Source organism: uncultured Eubacterium sp. (assembly GCF_934561735.1).
GTDB lineage: Bacteria > Bacillota > Clostridia > Oscillospirales > Acutalibacteraceae > Eubacterium_R.
The window spans coordinates 157,396-179,728 of sequence record NZ_CAKTGT010000001.1 but is presented as its reverse complement, the minus strand read 5'-3'; the positions used below and the strand labels follow the sequence as shown (position 1 = coordinate 179,728).

The following is a 22,333-nucleotide window of genomic DNA, read 5'->3' as shown; positions in this document are numbered from 1 at the left end:
CCAATTAATGTCAAATTTATAATTTATAATTAAAAAATTGTGAACATTGTTTCTTTTTTGTCATAGGTGTGGTATAATCAAAATATAGTTTAACAGCTATGAATTTTTTAGAGAATTTTAACGGAGTGTATCTGTTTATAATGTTAGATAATACCGACGAACTTGCATTTGAGGTTGAATTCCTCTCGTGCACAGTTGATAAAAAGAAAGATTTTGAGGTTGTGGATGCCGACAGCCATTTTTGCGACTTTGTGGGCATACATTATTCCAAGGTTAAGCAGGGCAAACTGTCACTTCTTGACATTCTTGTTCCGCAGGACCGTGAGGATGTTGTAAAGAAGCTTTGCAAAAAGGATTCGCCTTATGTGTACTTTGACCTTTATTTGAAAGATAATTCCTCTCAGTATAATTTTGTGCACGCAACCGCAAGGAATAATGAAGAAAATTCGCTTTGCCAAATCACCTTTGCCGATGTCGGCAAGTCTGAAAAAAAGAGCAAGCAACTTCGTGAAAAAGCAAAAACGATGAACCACCTTATTGATTTTGTAACGGGCGGCGTTTGCCTGTTCAAGGTCAATTCCGATATGCGTTTTGAAGTGCTTTATGCCAACGAGGCGTGCTGCAAATTCTTCGGCACAACCAAGCAGACCGTTTCGAGGGACAGCTACAAAATCGGTGACCTTGTTCATCCCGATGACAAAAGCCGTGCCCTCACCGCAATCGGCGGAGCAATGGCAACAAAAAAACCGATTGATATGGAACTTCGCATAATCACTCACAAAGATGAGTATAAGTGGGTCAAGTTAAATTCGGATATTCAGCGTTATGACAAAAAGGACAAATGCCCGATTTTTCACGCCATGCTTACGGATATAACCGAACTTAAAGCGGTTGAAAAAGAGGTTGAGGAGCAAAAAGAAATGCTCCTTAAAGTGCTTAAAAATGTGCCCGGTCCTATGTTTTCAACACCGTTTGACGATCCGTTCAGGCTTACCGTTGCAAGCAGCGATTTCCTAAAACTTTTGGGATATACAAGGGCGGAACTTTTTGAGGATTTTGACGGTGATTTAACGAAATTGATTGTTCCTCGAGAGGTGGATGTTGCCCGTCATTCTATCGAAAAAGATATTGAAAACAATAAAAAAGTTCTCCGTGCAACTTATGCAATCAGGACAAAAAGCGGCAAGCAGTTGATTGTTATCGACAGGCGAAAAATTGTTGAACTCGATTCCGGCGAAAAATCGCTTATCGGTATGATCAGCGATATAACATCAAAAAATTTGGATATGTATTTCGAGTCATAATCAGACTGTCGATAAAGCCCCTGAAACACGCCTATAAAACAAACTAACCGCTTACTGCCTCCCCTTGCTTCAAGGGGAGGTTTATTTTATATACAACGAGTAATATCGCTGCCGTGTTATTGCACAAACCATACAAAAAAACTTTGTAATTTTTGCCGATATGGTAAATATTGACGGTTTCATACAATCGGTTTATAATATATATTAAGAGTTTTTATACTTATATAAGATTCTTACGGAGTAATTTTTTAATGGAGGAAGAATTATGAAAAAGACTTTTGTAAAAAAAGCCATCAGCATAATGCTTGCAGTCGTTATGGCATTTACAGCCATGTTGCCTGCAATGAGTGCATTTGCCGGTGACGGCGTTGAGGGCTATTACGATCTTCAGATTTTTTACAGCGACACAGACACCATAGTTCCTACATATGAGGATGACGGAACAACACCGTTTGTCGTTTATATGACCGAGGGCGAAGAGGTTCAGTTTAAGTACAAACTGATTGATTCCGTCTTTCCGGATAACGGCTATGTAAAGTGGTATTCGGAGGCACCGGCTCTTGCCGATGTTGACCAAACAGGTAAGGTCAAGGCTTTCGACTCGTCTAAGGGTGCGGTTATCCACCTTTGGATTGACAATGAGGTAAAGACAATTCCTATTTTGGGCAAGCCTCTCGGTGCTTTGATAGAAAAGGCATTTTTCAACGATTATGTTGACCTTGATTCTATGGACACCGATGAAATTGTTGCTCTTCTTGAAAAGACACTCGGCTCAAATTCTTGGATTGCCGAGCAAATCGAATCGTACAAGGGCGAACTTATCGATTCGCTTCGTGAATATCTTGACAAGGTAAATTCAAATGTTCACTGCGTGCTTTATAACAAAGAAGGCGAACAGGTTGCCGACGATGTTATCAAAATCGTTGTTAAGAAAAACGAGGAATGGTATGCGGCATTTTTGCCAAACGGCACCCATATCACCAACAAGTCGCAAATTCCCGACACTGTGGCAACGGGCGGTTCTGTTCAGATTTATGCCATCACCACTCCGCAAAGACTACATTTCGGCACGGTTTACTCAGTAAAATCATCATCAATATTCACCCAGGGCAAGGTTGTTGCAACCGTTACGGACAGCGGTCTTGTATCGTTCAAAAACAAGGGCACGGCAACCATTATGGTTTCTCCCGATTCGGAGGATGTTATCGAGGGTATTCTCAAACTTGTTAATTATTTTTACAAACTTGACAATACCGGCACCATCGATACGGACAAAATTGCCGATATTATCATTAAGTATGTAGGTTTGGACATCAACCGTACGGTGCTTGCCGCAATCCTTGATGCTTGTTTTGCAATCAAAGACATTGTGGGCGATGCGGCAGACCCTGTTCAGCTCACCGCAACAGCGGTAAAACTTATTGCAAACCTTTGCTTGCAGTTTGCTTACAATGACACAATCGATTTTACCGTAGTTGATTCAAAACCGATTGAAAGTTTTGACATTGAGGGTCTTAACTCCGTTAAAGAGGGTCAGCAAATCCAGCTTACTCCTACAAATGTTGTTCCGTCTGTCGGCGATGTTTCGGACATTGTTTGGACTTCTTCCGACCCAAGCGTTGCTTGTATCGACCCGACAACTGGTATCATTACCGGTCTTGACGCAGGCGGTTCGCTCGGCTCGCTTTCTTCACAAACGGTTACAATCACGGCAACATCAACAACAAATGATGTAAAGCGTACAATGACCGTTACCGTAACGGGTAAAACAGGTAAATACCTTTCAAAAGTTGACATCAAGGGCAAGGATATTGTCGGAATAGAGGAAAGCGAAGATTTTACCTATACCATTTATCCAAAGCGTGTTGCCGAAAGCGACAACCTCTACATCAAGTGGGGTATTGTAGGTCCGGAAGATGAGGACGGAAACCCAACATATATTTGGGCAGACGGCGACAATGTTGCGGTTGACCCTGACGGCGTAGGTCAAATTGACAGCAAGGGTCACTTCACTCCGCTCAACGGCGGCAAATGCAAAATCGCCCTTGAAGCAAAAACGGGTTATCTTATTTCCGATGGCAGTTTTTACGAAATCAGCTCGTACATTGCAACCAAAGAAGTTGAAACAGGTATTCCGGTTGAAGGCATTAAGATTGATGTAACAAAGGCAATCGGTGCAGGCGGTTCTCTCGGAAGAAACGAAACTGTTACGATAAACGGTAAAGAATACTTCTATTGCACCGAAAAAATCGGCGTCGGCAATATGTACAACGGCAAGGGCACAAGCATTTCGGCAAGTGTTTATCCCGAAAACGCAACCGACCAAAAGCTTAAATGGGTTGTCAGCAACGGCAATTTCGATCAAAGCCTTTCGGAGGATACTCATACAAACGAAATAACTCTTAAAGCCGGTCACGAGCAAACTCAAAAATTTGATGTTTATGCCGTTTCATCCGACGGAGAGATTAAATCGAATGTCATCACGGTTTGCGTTACAAGAAACTACGCAACCGCCAACAAGATTAATGAGGACTCAATAGAACTCATCAACGGCAAAACGGGTGAGGCTACTCACACAATGACCTTTGACGGTTCGTGGGAAAGCGACGCATATGCCTGCTACGATGCAAACTGGTATTCATCGGACGAAGAAATTTTCACCGTTGAAAACAAGGGCAACAGCAATTCGGACGCTGTTCTCACCGCTCACGATGTCGGCACGGCGACGCTTTACTGTGTATCTGCCGACGGTGCGTTTGTAGATACAAAAACAGTAACCGTTAAACCTGACAAACAAAACCTTAAAGAACTTGTTGACCTTTGCGACAGAACCATAGTTCTCAAAACAAAGTTCAATCAGGCATATTATAAGGATTATTCAAAGAAGCTTGACCTTGCGTACATTGTTTTGTACGAGGAGGATATGGCATCTCAAAATGTTGTTGACACAACAGCCGCAAATCTTCTTGCCGCATTTACAAAGGTGGGCGGATTTGTAGCGGTTACTTCTCTTGAAATCAAGGGCACGGGCGGTTCTGCACTTGCAAGCAAGTACCTCACCGTTTCGGTAGGCAGTACAAAGAACTACAAGAATTACAGCTACGACCTTGATTACAAAGTAAACCCTAAGGGTGCGATGTTCTCAAGAGCGGTATGGACTTCGTCAAACAGCTCGGTATCTGTTGATGAAAACGGTGTTTGCCGTCCTACATCAAACAATCCTTGTGCAGCCGACATTACCTGCTCGGTAACAGACTACAACGGCAACAAGGTAATAGATATTATTCACATCGCCTTTGCAAAAACAAAAGCAACGGGCGTTGAACTTGACACAAACGAAATCACCGAGGCTAAAATCGGTGAAACAAAACAGCTCAAAGCAACCGTTCTTCCTAAGAATGTATTGGGCAACTCCACCGCTTCGGTAGGCGAAGTTAAATGGCAGTCGTCAAATGAAAAGGTTTGTACGGTTGACGAAAACGGCGTTCTTACATTCGTTTACGGCGGCAGTGCAATAATCACAGCCACAACTTCGGACGGCGGTTACACCACAGAATGTAAGGTTACCGTAACAACAAACTATGACCAACTTGCACTTCTTTGCAAGCAATATGACGATTTGTCGCTCAAGGAAGTAAGCTACTATCCTGAAACTTGGGAGCCGTATATCACCGCTAAAACAGAGGCGGAAAATATGGTTGAAAAGAAGGGTTACACTCAGGAAGAAGTTGACGCACAGTATGTTAAACTTGAAACTGCGTATAACAACCTTAAAAAGTATGTAGACATTCAAAAGGTTGAGCTTTACCTCAACGGTGAGCAAACCTCCGAGTTTTATCAATACGACCTCAAACTTCTTAAAGAAGGATTGAGCTATAAGAATGCAAAACTCGACCTTGATGTTCGTTTGTACCCTAACAACGCAACATATCAAAAGGCAGAGTGGTCATCATCAACCGAATTGATTTCCGTTTCGTCCGACGGTGTATGCTCGCCTACATCAAACAAGGCTTGCTACGGTCAAATCAAGTGTGTTGTTACCGACTCGTTCGGTAAGGAATTTGAAGATACCGTTTGGGTATCGTTCTCCTACTATCCTGTAACGGCTATTCAGCTTTCAAAGGACAGCATTACAGGTGCAATCGGCACAGAAGAAAAACTTACGGCAACCGTTCTTCCAACCGGTTCGTCGCTTACCCATATCGGTGCGGCAGACATTAAGGATTATTATTGGGAGTCGGATGACGAAAATGTTGCAACCGTTGACCAAGACGGCACGGTTCACTTTGTGGGTGCAGGCTCAACCGTTGTTCGTTGCGTATCTTATGACGGCGGTGTAAGCTCCGAATGTAAGGTTTCATCGGAGGGCGACAGAACCGCACTTAAAGCCGCTATTGAGAAGTATCAGGATACCGATTATACTCAGTATGAATATAGATACGGTATGAACTTCAAGCAGGCGTACGAAAAAGCAATTGAAGTTCTTAACGACAAATCAAAATCTCAAAAGGAGATTGACGATGCCGCTTCTGCACTTGAATACGCAGGTCAAAATCTTGCCGAGCATCCGAATGTTCCGGTTGAAGCAATCAATGTAAACTACGGCACTCAAAAACGCAGTCTTACAAATGTTCCGACGGAAGTTGTTAAAGACGAAACGGTGGGCACAAACAATGCTGTATCCGTTAACCTCTCAAACAGTTATTCAAACTATAATGATTATAATGATGTAATTCTTTCCGCTTCGGCTTATCCGCAAAATGCGATGTACAAGAACATCAGCTGGGAGATTATAGAATCATCCGAAATTCAATCAAGCACATCGGTTGGTAAAATTACTCTCACTCCGAGCGGTCACAATTCAACCGCATGGGCAAGAGTTAAGGCAATATTCACCGATTACTACGGCAAAACAGCCGAGCGTGAAATTTGGGTTGTAATGGCAGACAGCGTATGTACGGGCCTTACCGTAACTCCGCAAACACTTGAACTTCTCGGTACATCCAAGCCGTCTCAGCTCAATTATTCTACAACGGGTTCGGCAGACGGATATACAAAAAAGGTTTACTTTACTTCCGACAATGAGGAAGTAGCCACAGTTTCGGCAGACGGTATTGTAACCCCTGTTGATGCAGGTTCTTGCACAATCACTGCTAAAACTCTTGACGGTGGCTTTACTCAAAAAGTAAGCGTAACCGTTCAAACCGATTTCAGCCAACTTGCCGCAAAGGTAACAGAGTACGAAGAACTTATTGGCGGTGCAAAGGATACCGACCAATATACCGAAGAATCACTTAACGAATTGTCAAGACAGGTAGAAATTTGCAAGGCAATTGTTAATGACGGCAAGGCAAGCCAAAGAGAAGTTAATGCCGCATTGAAGAAGCTTAACGAAGCTTACGGCAATCTTTCGGGCTACATTCCGGCAACGGGAATTAAGGTATCTCTCGTTGATACTCAGGCTGATGTAAGTGAGCCTAACGCAGGATTTATCAGATACAAGAGCACCGCTCTCAACGGTGCAACCGTTCAGCTTGCAAGCAAAACATTCCCTGAAAAAGGTATGTATTCATCAATCAAGTGGAGTTCATCAAATTCCGCAATTACAGTAAATGATGAAGGCACAGTTACAAATTCAACGGCTCTTCCTGCTGTGGCAAAGATTACCGCAACGGTTACAACCGCATACGGCGACAGCTATACCGACAGCGTTTATGTTTCGTTTGTAAGATATGCGGTAACGGGCGTATCGTTTGGTACAGAACTTCTTTACGGTGCTCCAAACAAGCAAAAGCAAGTGCCGGTTGTTTTGGCAAGCGATTCAAAGGTTGAACAAATCAGTGCTTCGGTAACGGATTGCATTTATCAATCAATGAATGAAAGTATTGCAACAGTTAATGCAAGCGGACTTGTATTGTTTAAGACTCAGGGTAAGACAACAATTAAGGTTACAACCGTTGACGGCGGTTATGTGGGCGAACTTCAGGTTCAAACAACTTGGGATACTTCGGCTCTTGAAGAAGCTATTGCTCAGGCAAGCGAGCTTAACTATCAGGATTACGAGTATGAATACGGCGAACAGCTCAAGACGGATTTGGAAGCAGCAAAGGTTGTTTATAACAATCCGGACGCTTCACAGGCAGAGATTGACGCCGCTTGCACAAAACTTCAGGAAACATTAACCGTTCTTGAAGAGCACAAGTTTGTGCTTCCTGTTGTAACAATGACAGCAAACGACAAGACCGTTACAAACGGTATGACATTTGAAACCGTAAACGGCGTGCTCAACATTGATGTTGCCGTTGCAGGCAATATGTATAAGACTCTTGAACTTGCAACAGATAACGAAAACAATGTAACCTCGGTTATCGGCGACAAGAGCATTACTCTTACAAAGACGGGCGACAATGCAACCGTTACTGTAAGTGCAAGAGTTGTTGACAATTACGACAGAGAAACAACTTATACCTACAACATTACTCTTGTTGACAAGCTTGTTTACATCACATCAATTTATATGACGCTTAACGGAGAACAGGTTACTTCCGTTAACAAGTCGGGCTACAAGATCGGTTACAGAGATTTTGCATCCTTTAAGCTTGAATACAAGACCGACGAGGTTGGAGTTGCAGACCCTGTAAGCGTTGAATGGAAGTCAACAAATTCGGAATACATCACCGTTGACAATGAAGGTAATGTAGACCTTACAACGGTCGGCAGAGCAAAGCAAGTTAATACAACAAACATCAGTTGCACCATAACAAATGTTGACGGTTCAACGGTTACAGTAAAGATTCCGGTTACAATCCAAAGATAAGAGGTATATATAATGTTTAAAATTAAAAATATTAAAAAAGGTATAGCCTCTTTATTAGCGGTGATTTCAGCAGCCACCTGCCTCTCGGCAGGCAGTGTGGCTTTTGCCGAGGATTTGGTTGTAATTAACGAAACGGTTTTTCCCGACAAAAATTTTCGCACCGTTATATCGGAGGTGTACGATAAGGACAGCAACGGTTTTCTGAGCACGGCTGAAATTGAGCGTGTAAAGGTTATGACACCGGGTGCTTACCTTAATGATAACGAAACAATCACATCTCTTTCGGGCATTGAAAAGTTTTATAATCTTGAAAAACTCTATTGTGCTTCGCTCGGTCTTAAAGAACTTGATGTAAGCAAAAACACCAAACTTAACTCTGTTACCTGTATGGGTAACGAACTCACCTCGCTCACCGTAGGTTCACTTCCAAATCTTACATGGCTTAACTGTTCAAACAATAATTTGACAAGCATTGATGTTGCAAATTGCCCTGCACTTCAAACTTTGCAGGCAAGCGTAAATTCAATATCAAGCATAAATTTGAGCAACAATAATCAACTCGCTTCGCTTTATGTGTTCCAAAACAACATTGCCAAGCTTGATTTGAGCAACAATATAAGCCTTACCGAACTGATTTGCAACAGCAATCACATTGCCGAACTTGACCTTTCGGGAAATACTTTGCTTGAAAACACTTCAACCGAAAATTTGGGCGACCAATGGATTGAACTGTCGGCAAGCGTTAAGGATAACAATGTTGTTATTCCGTGCAGTTTTTCCAATTCGTCAAGGATTACTTCCACAACTCTTGACACGGTTAAGCAAACCGATGACGGCGAGGAAATAATTCTTGCGTATTCAAACGGTATGTTTGTTGCAAATGAGCTTATGGATATTTCGGGCAAGCTTACAACCGCAAACAAAGAGACTAAGGACGGCTTTACTTATAAATATAATACAGGCAATCCAAATTGCGATTTGATGACGGTTAACGCCGTTGTCAGCAGAAATATGTATCAGGTTAACTTTTATCTTGATGAAAGCAAGAGCGTAAGAATTGATTACAAACTTGTTGAATCGGGCAAAAGTGCAACAGCTCCGGCTGTTCCGGAAGCTCCAACCTGTAAAAAATTTGTTTCGTGGTCGGAGGATTTTTCCAATATCACAAGCGACAAAGATATTTACATTGTGTGGGCAGATGACCATAATATGGTAAGAAAGATTGATGAATCAACCGGTGATGTGGACATCAAGTGTACAAAGTGCAACCAAAAAACTTTGCACTTCAACTTTATGGAAACTTACAATTCTGCCAAAGGCGATGACAATTACAATGCCGATGCCGACCTTAACGGTGACGGGTATGTAAATGCAAAAGACTACGCAATTATATTAAAGTATTGATTTTTGTGCCTGTAACGGTTATAATCGTTGCAGGCATTTTTTTCACAAATTATTTTGGGTGTGATTTTATGAAAAAACAAAAGTTAATATGTATTTTGATGTCTTTGGTTCTTGCCGTATCGGCTGTTGCGGGTATAAACTTTACGGCGTTTGCCGGTGATGTTTCGTTTGCTTATGAGGCAGAAAGTGCAACTCTCACCGTTAAAGGAACGGGCGAAATTGCTGATTATACCGAGGGCACGATTAAATCCCGTCCGTGGAATGTTTATAAGGACGAAACAAAGCATATTGTAATCGGTGACGGAATAACCGCCGTGGGTGATTATGCGTTTGCCCGGTTTAAGTATGTGCAAAGTGTGGAAATTCCCGACAGCGTTGTGTCGCTCGGCACAGCCGCATTTGTCGGAGCGGACAGTTTGAGCGAAATCACTGTTCCCGACAGCGTTGCAACGGTGGGTGATTATGCTTTTGGATACAACGGAAATATAGAAGTTCCGCAGGGCTTTGTGGCTCATTGCTCAACAAAAAGTGCGGCTCAGGCGTATTGCTTCAAAAATTATATTCCGTTTGATTCGCCTATGCAGGATAACCAAGCAACGGCACATATAACATACGGCGGTGAACGGCAGTTTTGGTCGTTTGTTCCGCTTACCGACGGCACGCTTACTTTTTCTTCAAGCGGCACAAAGGATACTTTTGCCCTTTTGTATGATGCAGAAAACTATGTTTATTTGGACACAACAAGTATCAGCGAATTAAAAAAGAACGCCCTTGCTTATAATGACGATAACGGCAACGATGTTAATTTTAAACTTACATACAAGGTGACGGCAGGCAAAAGATATTACCTTGCCGCCCGCTTCAGAACCAACAATCTTTATGACGGCTCAAAAGCAAACGAAAACGGCAAATTCGGTGTTGCTGTGAGTTTTGCTTGCTCCGAACATAGGTATGAGCTTTCGGCAACAACCGAGCCTACCTGCACGGAATTCGGCTACAATACCTACACTTGTGTTGCTTGCGGCAAATCGTACAAAGAGAGCGTTATGCCGCTCGGTCACAGCTACAAGGCGGTTTCGGTTGACGGCGACACGGTTACTTTGCAGTGCGTCAGAGGTGATGACACTTCCGCAATCGGCTTTGCGGATAATTATCACTCGGATGTTACGGATGAAAACAAGGCCCTTGATGTAAACGGTGACGGCGTTATCAACGCAAAGGATTATGCAATACTCTACAAAAAATAAAATATGGGCATAATAAAAAGGAACGAACATTAAACTGTTCGTTCCTCAGTGTGTCGAAAAAGTGTTTTCGACACACTGTAGGCTGTTGAGAAAGGTTCTGAATTTCGTTTTCTTGCGAAGGAAGATGTACGATGGTACCTCGACTGAGCAAAAAACGAAAAACGCCAAAAGTGCCGCAAACTCGATGTTTGCGGCACTTTTCTTTAGTCAGTGTTATTAATACGATATATTCCGGGATAGGCAAGCCTATCTCTACAGAGTTTTGCTGAAATAATTTTGGCGTGGTTCAGGAGCTTTATCGACAGTCTGAAAGGAGCGAACGTTAAACTGTTCGTTCCTTTTGTTATATTCGTTATTATTTTTGAGCTGCTTCAAGTGCCGCTTTTTCAGCCGCCGCCTTTTTTTCGGCACGGCGAGCCGCACTCTTTTTGCGTGATTTGTAACTTAACAGCTTGTCGAGGTGCTCCTGCGGAGTTGAGTATGCACCAACCGTAACCGATTGTCTGCCGTAAGTTCCGTGGAAGTCCGAGCCGCCTGTTTGAAGAAGCTTTTTCTTTTTGCAAAGGGCAATAAGTTCTTCCGTGAGTTCATCACTGTTTTCAGGTGACCAAACCTCAACACCGTCAAGTCCGAGTTCGATATAATCCTCAATCTCGTCTTGGTTGCCGAATTTGCCCGGGTGAGCAAGCACCGCAATGCCGCCCGCACCGTGAATTTCGTCTATAACTTCTTTAACGGTAGGGTACTTTGTAGGAGCAAGAATATTATTTTCGCTGCCTGTGTCAAACAGCTGATAATACAAATCTCCGAAAATCTCGTCTGTGTAACCCGCATCCATAAGTGCGTGCATAATATGTTGTTTGTAAAGATTGGTTGAACCGCTTGCGTGGTTGATGATGAATTCGCTTGTAACAGGAAATCTTGCCGCAACTTTAAGCATCATAATCTGACCTGCTCTTTTGCGTGCAACAGAAGTCTTTTTGCAAATACGCTCAAGTCTGTCCGGTGCGTCCGCAAGGTAAGAAATGATGTGAACCTTTTTGCCGGCTATCTCATCAAATGCACTGATTTCAACGCCGGGAACAATGTTAATGCCATATCTTTTGCCGATAACCTGACCTCTTACAACACCTGCAAGGCAGTCGTGGTCGGTGATGGCTAAAGTGTCTATGCCGCTTTTTTGAGCAATAACAATCAAATCTTCAATGCCAACCGAGCCGTCACTCAGTTTTGTATGACAATGTAAATCCGCCGCCATAATACTCTCCTTTCTGTTTTGTGTCGGTATTAGGGCACAATATCTATTTATACTATAACATAAAAATGATTAAAATTCAACAACAAAATCCTTTGTATGTCGGTATTTCTGCATATTTTGAGCTTTTATTCAAATGCTTTCAGTTCCCGTGCAAGCGTGCTTACGGGAAGTCCCACAACATTGAAGTAGTCGCCGTCGATTTTTTCAACAAGCAGCGAGCCGTAGCCTTGTATTCCGTATGCTCCGGCTTTGTCAAAAGGCTCTTTTGTTTTTATGTATGCGTCTGTTTCTTCGTTTGTGAGTTCAAAGAATTTCACCTTTGTTTCAACGGCAAAGGTTTTTGTTTTTTTGCCGCTTGCAAGCGTAACGCCTGTAAAAACGCTGTGAGTTCTGCCCGATAAAAATCTGAGCATTTCCCTTGCGTTTTCTTCGCTTTTCGGCTTGCCGAGAATTTTGCCGTCAAGTGCAACAACCGTGTCTGCACCGATGACGATGTTATCACCGTCGGCAAACGGCTCTGCCTTGATTTTTGACAGATACATCACCGCTTCTTTGGGCATAATTTTGTCGGGCAAGGTTTCGTCAACATTGCTCACTTTTATTTCAAAATCACTTGTTATCAGCTTCAAAAGTTCCTGCCGTCTTGGGCTTTGCGATGCAAGTATAATCATTATTCAACACCTCTGTATGTCAAGCCTCTTGTGTATTTGCCGTCAAATTGACCGCCTGTTTTGAACAATTCAACAATTTTTTCAACCTGTTTTTTGCTCTCGTCCGTAAAGTAAAAGTGGACAAAATCGGTTTTGATTTCCTTTTGTCTGTCACCCATATAAACGGGAACCGGGTTGAGCACTTCAACGCAAGGGTAAGGCGAGCATTTTACTTTGAATTCAAAGCCTTTTCTGTCGGTCAGCTTGCCCGTGCAGTTTGCACAGCCGAGGTGATTTTTTATCGGGCAATTTCTTGTCAGCATAAGCGGCAGAAAGCCGTAGCCGATAATTCCCGTGTCCTCAGCGTCAATTCGGTTTGCCTGTTCAAGCGTTGCTTCAAAAGACAAAATCGGGGAGTGAAAAAGTTTTGCACTCTCACTGTTAAATATGTTCAATCCAAAGTCGGCGTATACATCAAAGCCCAATTTTTTTGCAAGCTCGTATGCACCGAGGTTGGAGCAAAGTGCTTTTTTTACGCCGATTTTTTTGAGATGTTCAAGCCTTTTTGTCAGCTTTTCTTCCATGCCGAAAAGACCTCTCGGCACTTCAACTCCGGCACGATTGTCCACAAAATCCTCATCACTGCTCCAAATCGGAATGAATATTCGCTTAAACGGATGTTTGTCCGGTATGCTGTCGGGATTTAAAAATCTTGCCGTGTAGTACGGTGTGCAGTCCTTTTCTTTGTACTTTTCGGCTTTGTACGGCATTTGGGTAAACGGCTGAATTTCAACTTTGTCAAGCATTTCAACCGCTTCTCTTCGCATTGAATTGATTACGCTTGCCGGCAAAATCAAGCCGTCGTCAAGGTTGATTTTTATATTTTTCAAATAAAATTGAGTGTTGCCGAATTTGGCAAGCCTGCCTGTTACGGAGTCCTCCGTCATCGGTTTGTTGATTGCCTTTTCCGGCACGGTGCCGGTTACGGTTACGGTTTTTCCGAGTGCCGTTGCAGTCAGCTCCGCTTTGCGGTTTTCCTTGCAGGTGAACTCGATGTCAATCGGTACAAGCGGATTTTCGTTGTCGTATAGGTGCGACAGCTCTTTGAGCACATCTTTTGCCGCCACAACATCTTCTTTTTGCCGAGTGCCGAACATATCTTTGCGTTCGCCCGTAAAATATCCGTCTGTAAATCCTGTTCGTGAAAATACCGATTTCAGCGTTGCTTCGTCGTTTGGCGAATATTCGCCGTTTATCGCTTTTTTGCACGATGTAACAGCCGCCGCAACATATTCGGGACGCTTCATTCTGCCCTCGATTTTTAGGCTTACAACTCCTGCCTCGGCAATTTCGCCTATGTTTTTGATAAGGCTCAAATCCTTCAGCGACAGGTCACAGCTTCCGCTTGCGTCTGCACTGAAACCCAGTCTGCACGGCTGAGCACAAAGTCCTCTGTTGCCCGAACGGCCGCCTAGCATTGCCGACATATAGCACTGACCGCTTACGCACATACAAAGAGCACCGTGCACAAACATTTCAAGCTCCATATCGGTGGATTTGCGTATTTCTTTTATTTCGTCAAGGCTCATTTCTCTCGGCACAACGGCACGCACAAAGCCTGCTTTTTCAAGTGCCTTGAAGCCCTCGGGCGAGTTTACGCTGCATTGTGTGGAGGCGTGCAGCCTTGCCGTTGGAAAATGGGTGTGTATTATTTTTGCAAGACCCAAATCCTGCACAATAAATGCGTCAACTCCAAGCGACATTGCCGCTTCAACCGTTTTGTATGCAATTTCTCTTTCGTTGTCGGATATAAGAATATTGAGTGCAAGGTACACCTTGACATCTCTTGCGTGGCAGTATTCCACAGCGTTTTTCAGCTCTTCAAATGTAAAGTTTGCCGCACCTCTGCGTGCGTTTATTCCCTTTGTGCCGAGGTACACGGCGTTTGCTCCGCACCTTACAGCCGCCGTCAACGCTTCCGTGCTTCCGGCAGGTGCCAAAATTTCTGTTTTGTTTATAGTAATCACCATAGCCTTTCGGGCAAAAAAATGGACACATATTGACTGCGTCCATTAGTTATTCATAAATATATATTTTACTTGTTCTCGCTTGCTTTTTTGTTTCTCAAAGCAGAGAGTTCTCTGTTGAGTCGCTCGATTTCTCTTCTTGCAACATCAACCTCAAGTTTTGCCCTTGCGGCGTCCTCTATATAATCCTTGATTTGAACACGAAGGTTAACCGCCTCGCTGTTTGCCTTTTTGCAAGCGTCTGCCTGGTCAAGAGCCACAAGCACCGCACACTGAGTTTGCGAAAGGTTTGGCGAATCGTTTGAAACATCGTGCATTTCCTTGTTGATGAGCTCGCCGAGTTGTTCAACATATTCCGGGTCGTCCTCGGTAAGGATGGTGTATGAATTGCCGTAAATTTTCAGAGTAACTCTGTTTTTTTCCATAGTATCACCTTTTTCGTCATAATAGCTCAAAATATTTCTCTTATAAGTATAACAATTAAATTGCTTATTGTCAATAAAATAAGCGTCGGTATTGTGATATTGCAAATATAATTATTAATTTATCATATTGTATTATGTGTCAAATTTTCGTATAATAATAAAAAATAAATTTACGGCGGTAACTGTATGGAACGGATTTTTGCATTTGACACAAAAACACTCACCTATGTCCTCGGCACGGACAGCGAGGGCAGACTTTTTCACCTTTATTGGGGCAAAAAAATAAAACATTCCGATTTTTCCGTGGATGAACTTAACGAATCCAACTCAAATCATTCGGATTTGGACGGAGTTTGTCAGGAATACACGGTGTTCGGCGGCAAAATGTACCGCAACTGTGCCTTTAAGTGCACATATTTTGACGGTTGCCGTGATGCACTTTATACATACAAATCACACATTGAGAGCGAAAACGAACTTGTGATAACGCTTGAAGATAAGGCTTACGGCACCGAACTTGTGCTTCATTTTGTGCATTATTCCGACAGTGATGTTATCACCCGATATGTCGAATTTTGCAACAATTCGGCAGATGATGTCAAGGTGGACAAATTTATGTCGTGCGAGGTGAACTTGCCGGGGCTTGAACCTTATTATATCCAAAACACAAACGGTTCGTGGGGCGGCGAATTTCAGGTAAAAACCGAAAAGCTCCTTGCAGGCTATCTTGTTTTTGACAGCAGAAAAGGCACTTCGGGTCATACAAATCAGCCTACTTTTGCGGCACATCACGGTGCAACGGAGGAACACGGCACGGTTTATTACGGTGCACTCGGTTACAGCGGTTCGTTTAAGGTGGAGGCTCAGTGCGATTTTGAAAACCGCACAAGAATTATGCTCGGCATAAATGATTTTGATTTTTCTTACACCGTAAAGTCGGGCGAAAAACTTGTTTCGCCTAAGGTGTATTTGGGTTGTGCCGACGGCTTTGCACAGATGAGCAACGATATGTCAAAGTTTGCGGTTGCACATATTTTGCCAAAGACTTTTGCCGACAAGCCGCTTCCCGTGCTTTACAATTCGTGGGAAGCCACCGGCTTTGATGTAAACACCCAAAATCAGCTTTCTCTTGCAAAAAAGGCGGCAGAAATCGGTTGCGAACTTTTTGTTATGGATGACGGTTGGTTCGGCAAGCGAAACAACGACCGTGCAGGCTTGGGCGATTGGTTTGTAAATGCCGAAAAATTCCCTGACGGAATTGATGAACTTATAGACGGCGTTAATGCGCTCGGTATGGATTTCGGCTTGTGGTTTGAGCCTGAAATGGTGCAAAGGGACAGCGATTTGTTCCGTGCTCATCCCGATTGGATTTATCACTATCCAAAGAGGGCAAACAGCGAGCTGCGTCATCAGCTTGTGCTCAATCTCACAAAGCCCGAAGTTGAGGAATACGCTTTTTCGGCTATGAACGAAATGCTTAAAAATCACAATATCCGCTATATCAAGTGGGATATGAACCGCCCGTTTTCGGAAATCGGAGCGGAAAACCTTGAAAACGGTCAGGAGCTTTGGCTCAGACACACCGAAGCGGTGTACAGAATTGCCGACAGACTCAAGGAAAAATATCCGTATTTGCAGCTTGAAGCGTGCTCGTCGGGCGGCGGCAGAGCCGATTTGGGTGCAATGGAGCATTTTGATATGGTGTGGACCTCGGACAATACGGACCCGGTTGACCGCCTTGCAATTCAGTACGGCTTTTCACAGCTTTATCCGGTCAAATGTATGCGTGCGTGGGTAACGGATTGGAACAGCGACAAGCGTCCCGTTCCTATGGATTACCGTTTCAATTCTTCAATGCAGGGCAGTTTGTCCGTCGGTGCAAATCTTGACAGGCTTTCAGCCGAGGATTTGCAAAAATGCAGGGACAATATTGCTTTTTACAAAAAAATCCGTCCGCTGGTTCAGTTTGGCAATCTTTATCGGCTAAAGACCGCCGACAAAAACGGCTACTATGCTACGGAATACGCAAACGGCGACGGTGCGATTTTGTTTGTTTGCGGAGTCGGCTCGGCATTATTCACAGAGCGTTTGCACGATGTAACGCTTTGCGGACTTGACGAAAATGCGGAGTATACCTACACTCTTGGCGGCAGGAGGTACACAAAGAGCGGTGCATATCTTATGAACAAAGGTATTGTAATTGATGATTGGAATCCGCTTTCAAGTGTTATTGTTGAATTTGAAAAGGTATAGACCATCCTGTTTCAACAAACAAAATTGCTTGATTTTTCAACTGTAATGAAAATTTGTTCTATTAGTTGACTAATGGTATAAACAGTGTTAATATATGTTACAAATTATATTGATGTTCAGCATATAATTACAACAAACTTTGAGAGGTGAAAAATATGGACAATATGAAAAATACAAAATTCATCAGAAAGTTGCCTGTACCAAAGGACATCAAGGCACAGTATCCGCTTTCCGAAGAAGCAGCCGTTAAAAAAGAGGCAAGAGATAAAGAGATAGAAAAGGTTTTCAAGGGCGAAAGCGACAAGCTTGTATTGGTTATCGGCCCTTGTTCTGCGGACAAGCCTGAACCTGTACTCGATTATATTCACAGACTTGCGGAAGTTCAAAAAGAGGTTGATGACAAAATCCTCATCATTCCGAGAATTTACACCGGTAAGCCTCGTACAACGGGTGCGGGATACAAGGGTATGCTTCATCAGCCGGACCCTGAAAAGAAGCCGGATATGCTTGAGGGCATTATCGAGGTAAGACAGCTTCACAAGGACGCTATTGAGCAAACAGGTCTTACCTGTGCGGACGAAATGCTTTATCCGGAAAATCACAGATATTTATCCGACCTTCTTTCATATGTTGCGGTAGGTGCAAGAAGCGTTGAAAATCAGGAGCACAGACTTGTTTCTTCCGCTCTCAACATCCCTGTTGGTATGAAAAATCCTACATCGGGCGATGTTTCCGTTATGCTCAACGCCATCAAAGCCGCACAGTCGGGTCATATGTTCCTTTACAGAGGTTGGGAAGTTGAGTCTGCCGGCAACGATATGGCTCATGTTATTCTCCGTGGCAGCGTTGATAAGCACGGTATTAATCATGTAAATTATCACTACGAGGATTTGATTAACCTTTGTGCACAGTATTGTGACGGCGGTTTCAAAAATCCTGCTGTTATCATCGATACAAACCACTCAAACTCCGGCAAGAAGTATCTTGAACAGGTTCGTATTGCAAACGAAGTTCTCCATTCAATGCGTCACAGCGATGACATCAAGAAGATGGTTAAGGGCTTTATGATTGAATCTTATATTGAAGACGGTGCTCAAAAGGTTGAAGACGGCGTTTACGGCAAGTCAATCACAGACCCGTGCCTCGGTTGGGACAAGACCAAGGAACTTATTTATACTATTGCAGAGCAGTTGTAATATGGATTACGGTGTATTAAAGAAAAATTTAATCAGCGTACTTAAAGAATCTCAAATCAAATTGGGGTACGAAAGTGTAACTATGGGCGTAAATTATGTTACGCCCTCGCTTTTGCACCTTTTGCCGAGCGTAAAAGAGGAAGATTTGCAGCAGGTTCTCCTTGATTTTGCAAAGCAAAACGAGGACACTTTCGGTGAAATTGCCGTCAGAAAAACCGATGTCGGCTATCGTCTGGATGTTTCGCCCAAAGGTGCGGACTATGTGCACGGCTTAATCGGTGACGATGACTTTTTGGTTAACTTCATCAATGAGGTTCGCTCGCCGTCGGCAACTATTGAAAGCGTTATTGCTGTGTTTAAAAAATACAGCAACAATGTTCACATCGAAAAAACAGACGACAACCCCGAATTTGATTATCTCATCTACTTTGAGGACGGCACACCCGATGAATTTTGGTATTGCATAGATACCGAGGATTTGGGTATGACCTACCATCGTTTTATGAAGGATGACTATTTGGATTTCGATTTTTAACTCCCTTTTTGTTATAAAGGGAGAATTTTTTAATAAAACTTGTTAAAATATTGACAATTGCGTTGCCATGATATAAAATTATTACAAATCAAATTGTTAGATAATTAACAATGTTATTGGAAAGTAGGGATAAATATGGCAAACAGACGAGTAGCACTTGTCGGATGCGGCATGGTAGGTATGAGCTATGCTTATGCTCTTCTTAATTCCGATTTGTGCAATGAGTTAATTCTTATTGATATTAATGAGAACAAGGCAAAAGGTGAGGCAATGGACCTTAATCACGGCTTGTGCTTTTCAAGTTCTCATATGAAAATCCGTGCAGGCTCTTTTGAGGATTGCGCTTATGCCGACCTTGTTGTTATTACGGCTTCGGCAGGTTCAAGAAAGCCGGGCGAAACCCGTTTTGACCAGCTTAACAAAAATGTAAAAATCTTTAAGTCTTTCATTTCAAAGATTGTTGCTTCGGGCTTCAACGGCATCTTCCTTGTTGCTTCAAACCCGGTTGATGTTATGACAAGAATAACTTATGAGCTTTCGGGCTTCCCGGCAAACAGAGTTATCGGTTCGGGCACAACGCTTGACACTGCAAGACTTCGTTATCTCATCGGCGATTATTTTCAGGCAGATCCGCACTCGGTTCACGGCTATGTAATCGGCGAGCACGGCGACAGCGAGTTCGTACCGTTCAGCCAGCTTAATCTTTCAACAAAAAATGTTGAAGAATTCTTTAATGACGAAAGATTTGCAAACGATTACAAGCGTGAGGATATTGAAAAGATTATAGAAAAGGTTAAGAATTCCGGTGCAGAGGTTATCGAGCTTAAAGGTGCAACCTATTACGGCATCGGTATGAGCCTTGTAAGAATTACAAAGGCAATCTTCGGTGATGAAAACAGCGTTATCACGGTTTCGTCAAGACTCAACGGCGAGTACGGTATGCGTGATGTTTACCTTGGCTTGCCTGCTTATGTCAACCGCAACGGCGTCAGAAAAATTCTTCCTCTCAACCTCACCGATGAAGAAATAGAAAAGCTCCACAATTCGTACAATATCCTTAAAGAATCGTACGAAGGATTAAATATCTAATATATAAAACCTATTACGGCTCCTCTTGTTATCAAGGGGAGCTTAGACTGTCGATAAAGCCCCTGAAACACGCCAAAGTTATTTCAGCGTGATTTCGTAGGGGATAGGCTTGCCTATCCCGAAACATTATTATTTCAATAATACTATTTAAAGAAAAGTACCGCAAACATCGAGTTTGCGGTACTTTTGGCGTTTTCCGTTTTTTGCTCGGGGGCGGTACCATCGTACAGCTCCCGCTCGCAAGAAAACGAAATTCAGAGCCTTTCTCAACAGCCTACAGCGTGTCAAAAATACTTTTTCGCTTGTTGCAAAAGGAGCTGTTGCACTTTAACATCGTAGGGGAAGATATCATCTTCCCGTATTTTCATAGGAGAACACAGTTCGCCCCTACGGTTTGCGAAATAACAAAAACGGGCGGATGGTATCCGCCCCTACGGAACAACAAATGTTTTACGGGCGGATGAAAATTCCGCTATCATTTGACCGTTTTCGTGCAAATTGTAAAAGAAATGAGCAATGTTGTGCAATTTTTTATCATTCAACAGGCATAATTACAAAAAATAAAGTTTTCACAAAGCTTTTTTTGTAGAAGTAACTGAAAATGTATTAATTGTTATTTTTTTAACAATTAACTCTTGATATTGGAATTTAAGAAATATATAATATAGAAGTAAAAAATTATAATCACCTAATTATCAGGAGGTAAAGATTTATGGAATACCGTATTGAACACGATTCAATGGGCGAGGTTAAGGTGCCTGCCGATAAATATTGGGCAGCACAAACCGAGCGTAGCCACGAAAATTTCAAAATCGGTGTCGGCATCGAGGTTATGCCGAGAGAAATCACTCACGCATTCGGTGTGCTCAAAAAGGCTGCCGCAATCGCAAACAATCAGCTTAAGCCAGAAAAAATGACGGATGAAAAACTTGCCGCCGTTTCGCAGGCTTGCGACGAAGTTATGAGCGGTGCACTCAACGAGCATTTTCCGCTTGTTGTTTGGCAAACAGGCTCGGGCACACAGTCAAATATGAACGCAAACGAGGTTATCGCAAACAGAGGTAACGAGATTGCAGGCAAAAAAATTCTTCACCCAAATGACGACATCAATATGTCGCAGTCATCAAACGATACATTCCCGACAGCTATGAGCATTGCCGCTGTTCTCGGAATTGAGGACAAGGTTTTCCCTGCTCTTGACAAGCTCATTGCAACATTTAAAATGCTTGAAGAAAAGCATCAGGGCATTGTAAAGTCGGGCAGAACTCACCTTCAGGACGCAACTCCTATCACTTTTTCACAGGAAATCAGCGGTTGGAGATCTTCTCTTGAAAAGGACAGACGACTTCTTGAAATCGCACTTCCGGAACTCAAGGAATTGGCACTCGGCGGCACCGCAGTAGGTACGGGACTTAACGCACCAAAGGGCTTTGATGTTAAGGTTGCCGAGGCTGTAACCGAAATCACAGGCAAGCACTTCATCACAGCACCAAACAAGTTCCACGCTCTCACTTCAAAAGACGAGATTGTGTTTGCTCACGGTGCACTCAAGGCACTTGCCGCAGACCTTATGAAGATTGCAAACGATGTTCGTTGGCTTGCTTCCGGTCCTCGTCTCGGTCTTGGCGAAATCAAAATTCCTGAAAACGAGCCGGGCTCATCAATTATGCCGGGTAAGGTTAACCCAACACAGTGCGAGGCTGTTACAATGGTAGCAGTTCAGGTTATCGGCAACGATACGGCAATCGGTATGGCGGCTTCACAGGGCAACTTTGAACTCAATGTATTTATGCCGGTAATTATTTACAACTTCACACAGTCCGTAAGACTTCTTTCCGAAGTTATGATATCGTTCAACGACAACTGTGCTGTCGGTATCACCGCAAACGAGGACAAAATGGCTGCCAACTTACACAACTCTCTTATGCTTGTAACCGCACTCAATCCGTATATCGGCTACGAAAATGCGGCAAAGACAGCAAAGCTTGCATACAAAAACAACATTTCTCTTAAAGAAGCTTGCGTAGAACTCGGCTTCCTTACAGAGGAAAAGTTTGACGAAGTATTCCATCCGGAAAATATGGTTTGATTTTCGGTAGGTAATATTACAATTTTGGATTTAGGATAA

General features: G+C 43.1%; 13 protein-coding genes. 9 read left to right on the top strand and 4 right to left on the bottom strand.

Annotation, left to right across the window (positions count from 1 at the left end; all coding sequences use genetic code 11):
- Positions 1-140: 140 nt before the first annotated feature.
- The 4 genes from Q0E08_RS00805 to Q0E08_RS00790 all read left to right on the top strand — a co-directional run bounded on the left by Q0E08_RS00805 (position 141) and on the right by Q0E08_RS00790 (position 10,772).
- Positions 141-1,304, top strand: a complete 1,164-nt coding sequence (locus tag Q0E08_RS00805; RefSeq protein ID WP_294775096.1) for a PAS domain-containing protein — start codon at positions 141-143, stop codon at positions 1,302-1,304.
- 265 nt (positions 1,305-1,569) lie between these two features.
- Positions 1,570-8,121: an Ig-like domain-containing protein gene (locus Q0E08_RS00800; protein WP_294775093.1), complete on the top strand. Its 6,552-nt coding sequence runs from the start codon at positions 1,570-1,572 to the stop codon at positions 8,119-8,121.
- Positions 8,122-8,133: 12 nt separating this feature from the next.
- On the top strand, positions 8,134-9,525 hold the full coding sequence (locus tag Q0E08_RS00795) for a hypothetical protein (protein ID WP_294775090.1): 1,392 nt from the start codon (positions 8,134-8,136) through the stop codon (positions 9,523-9,525).
- A 68-nt stretch (positions 9,526-9,593) separates the two neighbouring features.
- Complete coding sequence (locus tag Q0E08_RS00790) at positions 9,594-10,772, top strand: leucine-rich repeat protein (RefSeq protein WP_294775087.1); 1,179 nt, start codon at positions 9,594-9,596, stop codon at positions 10,770-10,772.
- A gap of 355 nt (positions 10,773-11,127) precedes the next feature.
- Here Q0E08_RS00790 and Q0E08_RS00785 read toward each other — a convergent pair whose 3' ends face one another.
- From Q0E08_RS00785 to Q0E08_RS00770, 4 genes are all read right to left on the bottom strand, one after another.
- Positions 11,128-12,030 (bottom strand): PHP domain-containing protein, encoded by a 903-nt coding sequence (locus Q0E08_RS00785; protein ID WP_294775084.1) that lies wholly within the window; start codon positions 12,028-12,030, stop codon positions 11,128-11,130.
- A 125-nt stretch (positions 12,031-12,155) separates the two neighbouring features.
- Positions 12,156-12,701 (bottom strand): nucleoside triphosphate pyrophosphatase, encoded by a 546-nt coding sequence (locus Q0E08_RS00780; RefSeq protein ID WP_294775081.1) that lies wholly within the window; start codon positions 12,699-12,701, stop codon positions 12,156-12,158.
- The gene (locus Q0E08_RS00775) at positions 12,701-14,710 is read right to left on the bottom strand and encodes a U32 family peptidase (RefSeq protein ID WP_294775078.1); all 2,010 of its coding nucleotides are present in this window, start codon (positions 14,708-14,710) and stop codon (positions 12,701-12,703) included. The genes Q0E08_RS00780 and Q0E08_RS00775 overlap by 1 nt, the downstream gene beginning before the upstream one ends.
- A 65-nt stretch (positions 14,711-14,775) precedes the next feature.
- Positions 14,776-15,132, bottom strand: coding sequence for a cell division protein ZapA (locus Q0E08_RS00770; RefSeq protein ID WP_294775075.1), 357 nt, complete (start codon positions 15,130-15,132; stop codon positions 14,776-14,778).
- A 186-nt stretch (positions 15,133-15,318) separates the two neighbouring features.
- On the opposite strand from Q0E08_RS00770, the gene Q0E08_RS00765 reads away from it, so the two are divergent.
- The 5 genes from Q0E08_RS00765 to fumC all read left to right on the top strand — a co-directional run bounded on the left by Q0E08_RS00765 (position 15,319) and on the right by fumC (position 22,294).
- Complete coding sequence (locus tag Q0E08_RS00765; RefSeq protein WP_294775073.1) at positions 15,319-17,385, top strand: alpha-galactosidase; 2,067 nt, start codon at positions 15,319-15,321, stop codon at positions 17,383-17,385.
- A gap of 155 nt (positions 17,386-17,540) precedes the next feature.
- Entirely contained in the window at positions 17,541-18,581 is a 1,041-nt protein-coding gene (locus Q0E08_RS00760; protein WP_294775070.1) for a 3-deoxy-7-phosphoheptulonate synthase, read from the top strand.
- 1 nt (position 18,582) lies between these two features.
- Complete coding sequence (locus Q0E08_RS00755) at positions 18,583-19,116, top strand: DUF3877 family protein (RefSeq protein WP_294775067.1); 534 nt, start codon at positions 18,583-18,585, stop codon at positions 19,114-19,116.
- A gap of 135 nt (positions 19,117-19,251) precedes the next feature.
- On the top strand, positions 19,252-20,205 hold the full coding sequence (locus tag Q0E08_RS00750; RefSeq protein ID WP_366775124.1) for an L-lactate dehydrogenase: 954 nt from the start codon (positions 19,252-19,254) through the stop codon (positions 20,203-20,205).
- A 712-nt stretch (positions 20,206-20,917) separates the two neighbouring features.
- Positions 20,918-22,294, top strand: a complete 1,377-nt coding sequence (gene fumC / locus Q0E08_RS00745) for a class II fumarate hydratase (protein WP_294775064.1) — start codon at positions 20,918-20,920, stop codon at positions 22,292-22,294.
- Positions 22,295-22,333 lie beyond the last annotated feature (39 nt).

Bases quoted from the DNA above. Each gene is read 5' to 3' on its own strand.
- Q0E08_RS00805 (WP_294775096.1), top strand. From the start codon at position 141: ATGTTAGATAATACCGACGAACTTGCATTTGAGGTTGAATTCCTCTCG.
- Q0E08_RS00800 (WP_294775093.1), top strand. From the start codon at position 1,570: ATGAAAAAGACTTTTGTAAAAAAAGCCATCAGCATAATGCTTGCAGTC.
- Q0E08_RS00795 (WP_294775090.1), top strand. From the start codon at position 8,134: ATGTTTAAAATTAAAAATATTAAAAAAGGTATAGCCTCTTTATTAGCG.
- Q0E08_RS00790 (WP_294775087.1), top strand. From the start codon at position 9,594: ATGAAAAAACAAAAGTTAATATGTATTTTGATGTCTTTGGTTCTTGCC.
- Q0E08_RS00785 (WP_294775084.1), bottom strand. From the start codon at position 12,030: ATGGCGGCGGATTTACATTGTCATACAAAACTGAGTGACGGCTCGGTT.
- Q0E08_RS00780 (WP_294775081.1), bottom strand. From the start codon at position 12,701: ATGATTATACTTGCATCGCAAAGCCCAAGACGGCAGGAACTTTTGAAG.
- Q0E08_RS00775 (WP_294775078.1), bottom strand. From the start codon at position 14,710: ATGGTGATTACTATAAACAAAACAGAAATTTTGGCACCTGCCGGAAGC.
- Q0E08_RS00770 (WP_294775075.1), bottom strand. From the start codon at position 15,132: ATGGAAAAAAACAGAGTTACTCTGAAAATTTACGGCAATTCATACACC.
- Q0E08_RS00765 (WP_294775073.1), top strand. From the start codon at position 15,319: ATGGAACGGATTTTTGCATTTGACACAAAAACACTCACCTATGTCCTC.
- Q0E08_RS00760 (WP_294775070.1), top strand. From the start codon at position 17,541: ATGGACAATATGAAAAATACAAAATTCATCAGAAAGTTGCCTGTACCA.
- Q0E08_RS00755 (WP_294775067.1), top strand. From the start codon at position 18,583: ATGGATTACGGTGTATTAAAGAAAAATTTAATCAGCGTACTTAAAGAA.
- Q0E08_RS00750 (WP_366775124.1), top strand. From the start codon at position 19,252: ATGGCAAACAGACGAGTAGCACTTGTCGGATGCGGCATGGTAGGTATG.
- fumC (WP_294775064.1), top strand. From the start codon at position 20,918: ATGGAATACCGTATTGAACACGATTCAATGGGCGAGGTTAAGGTGCCT.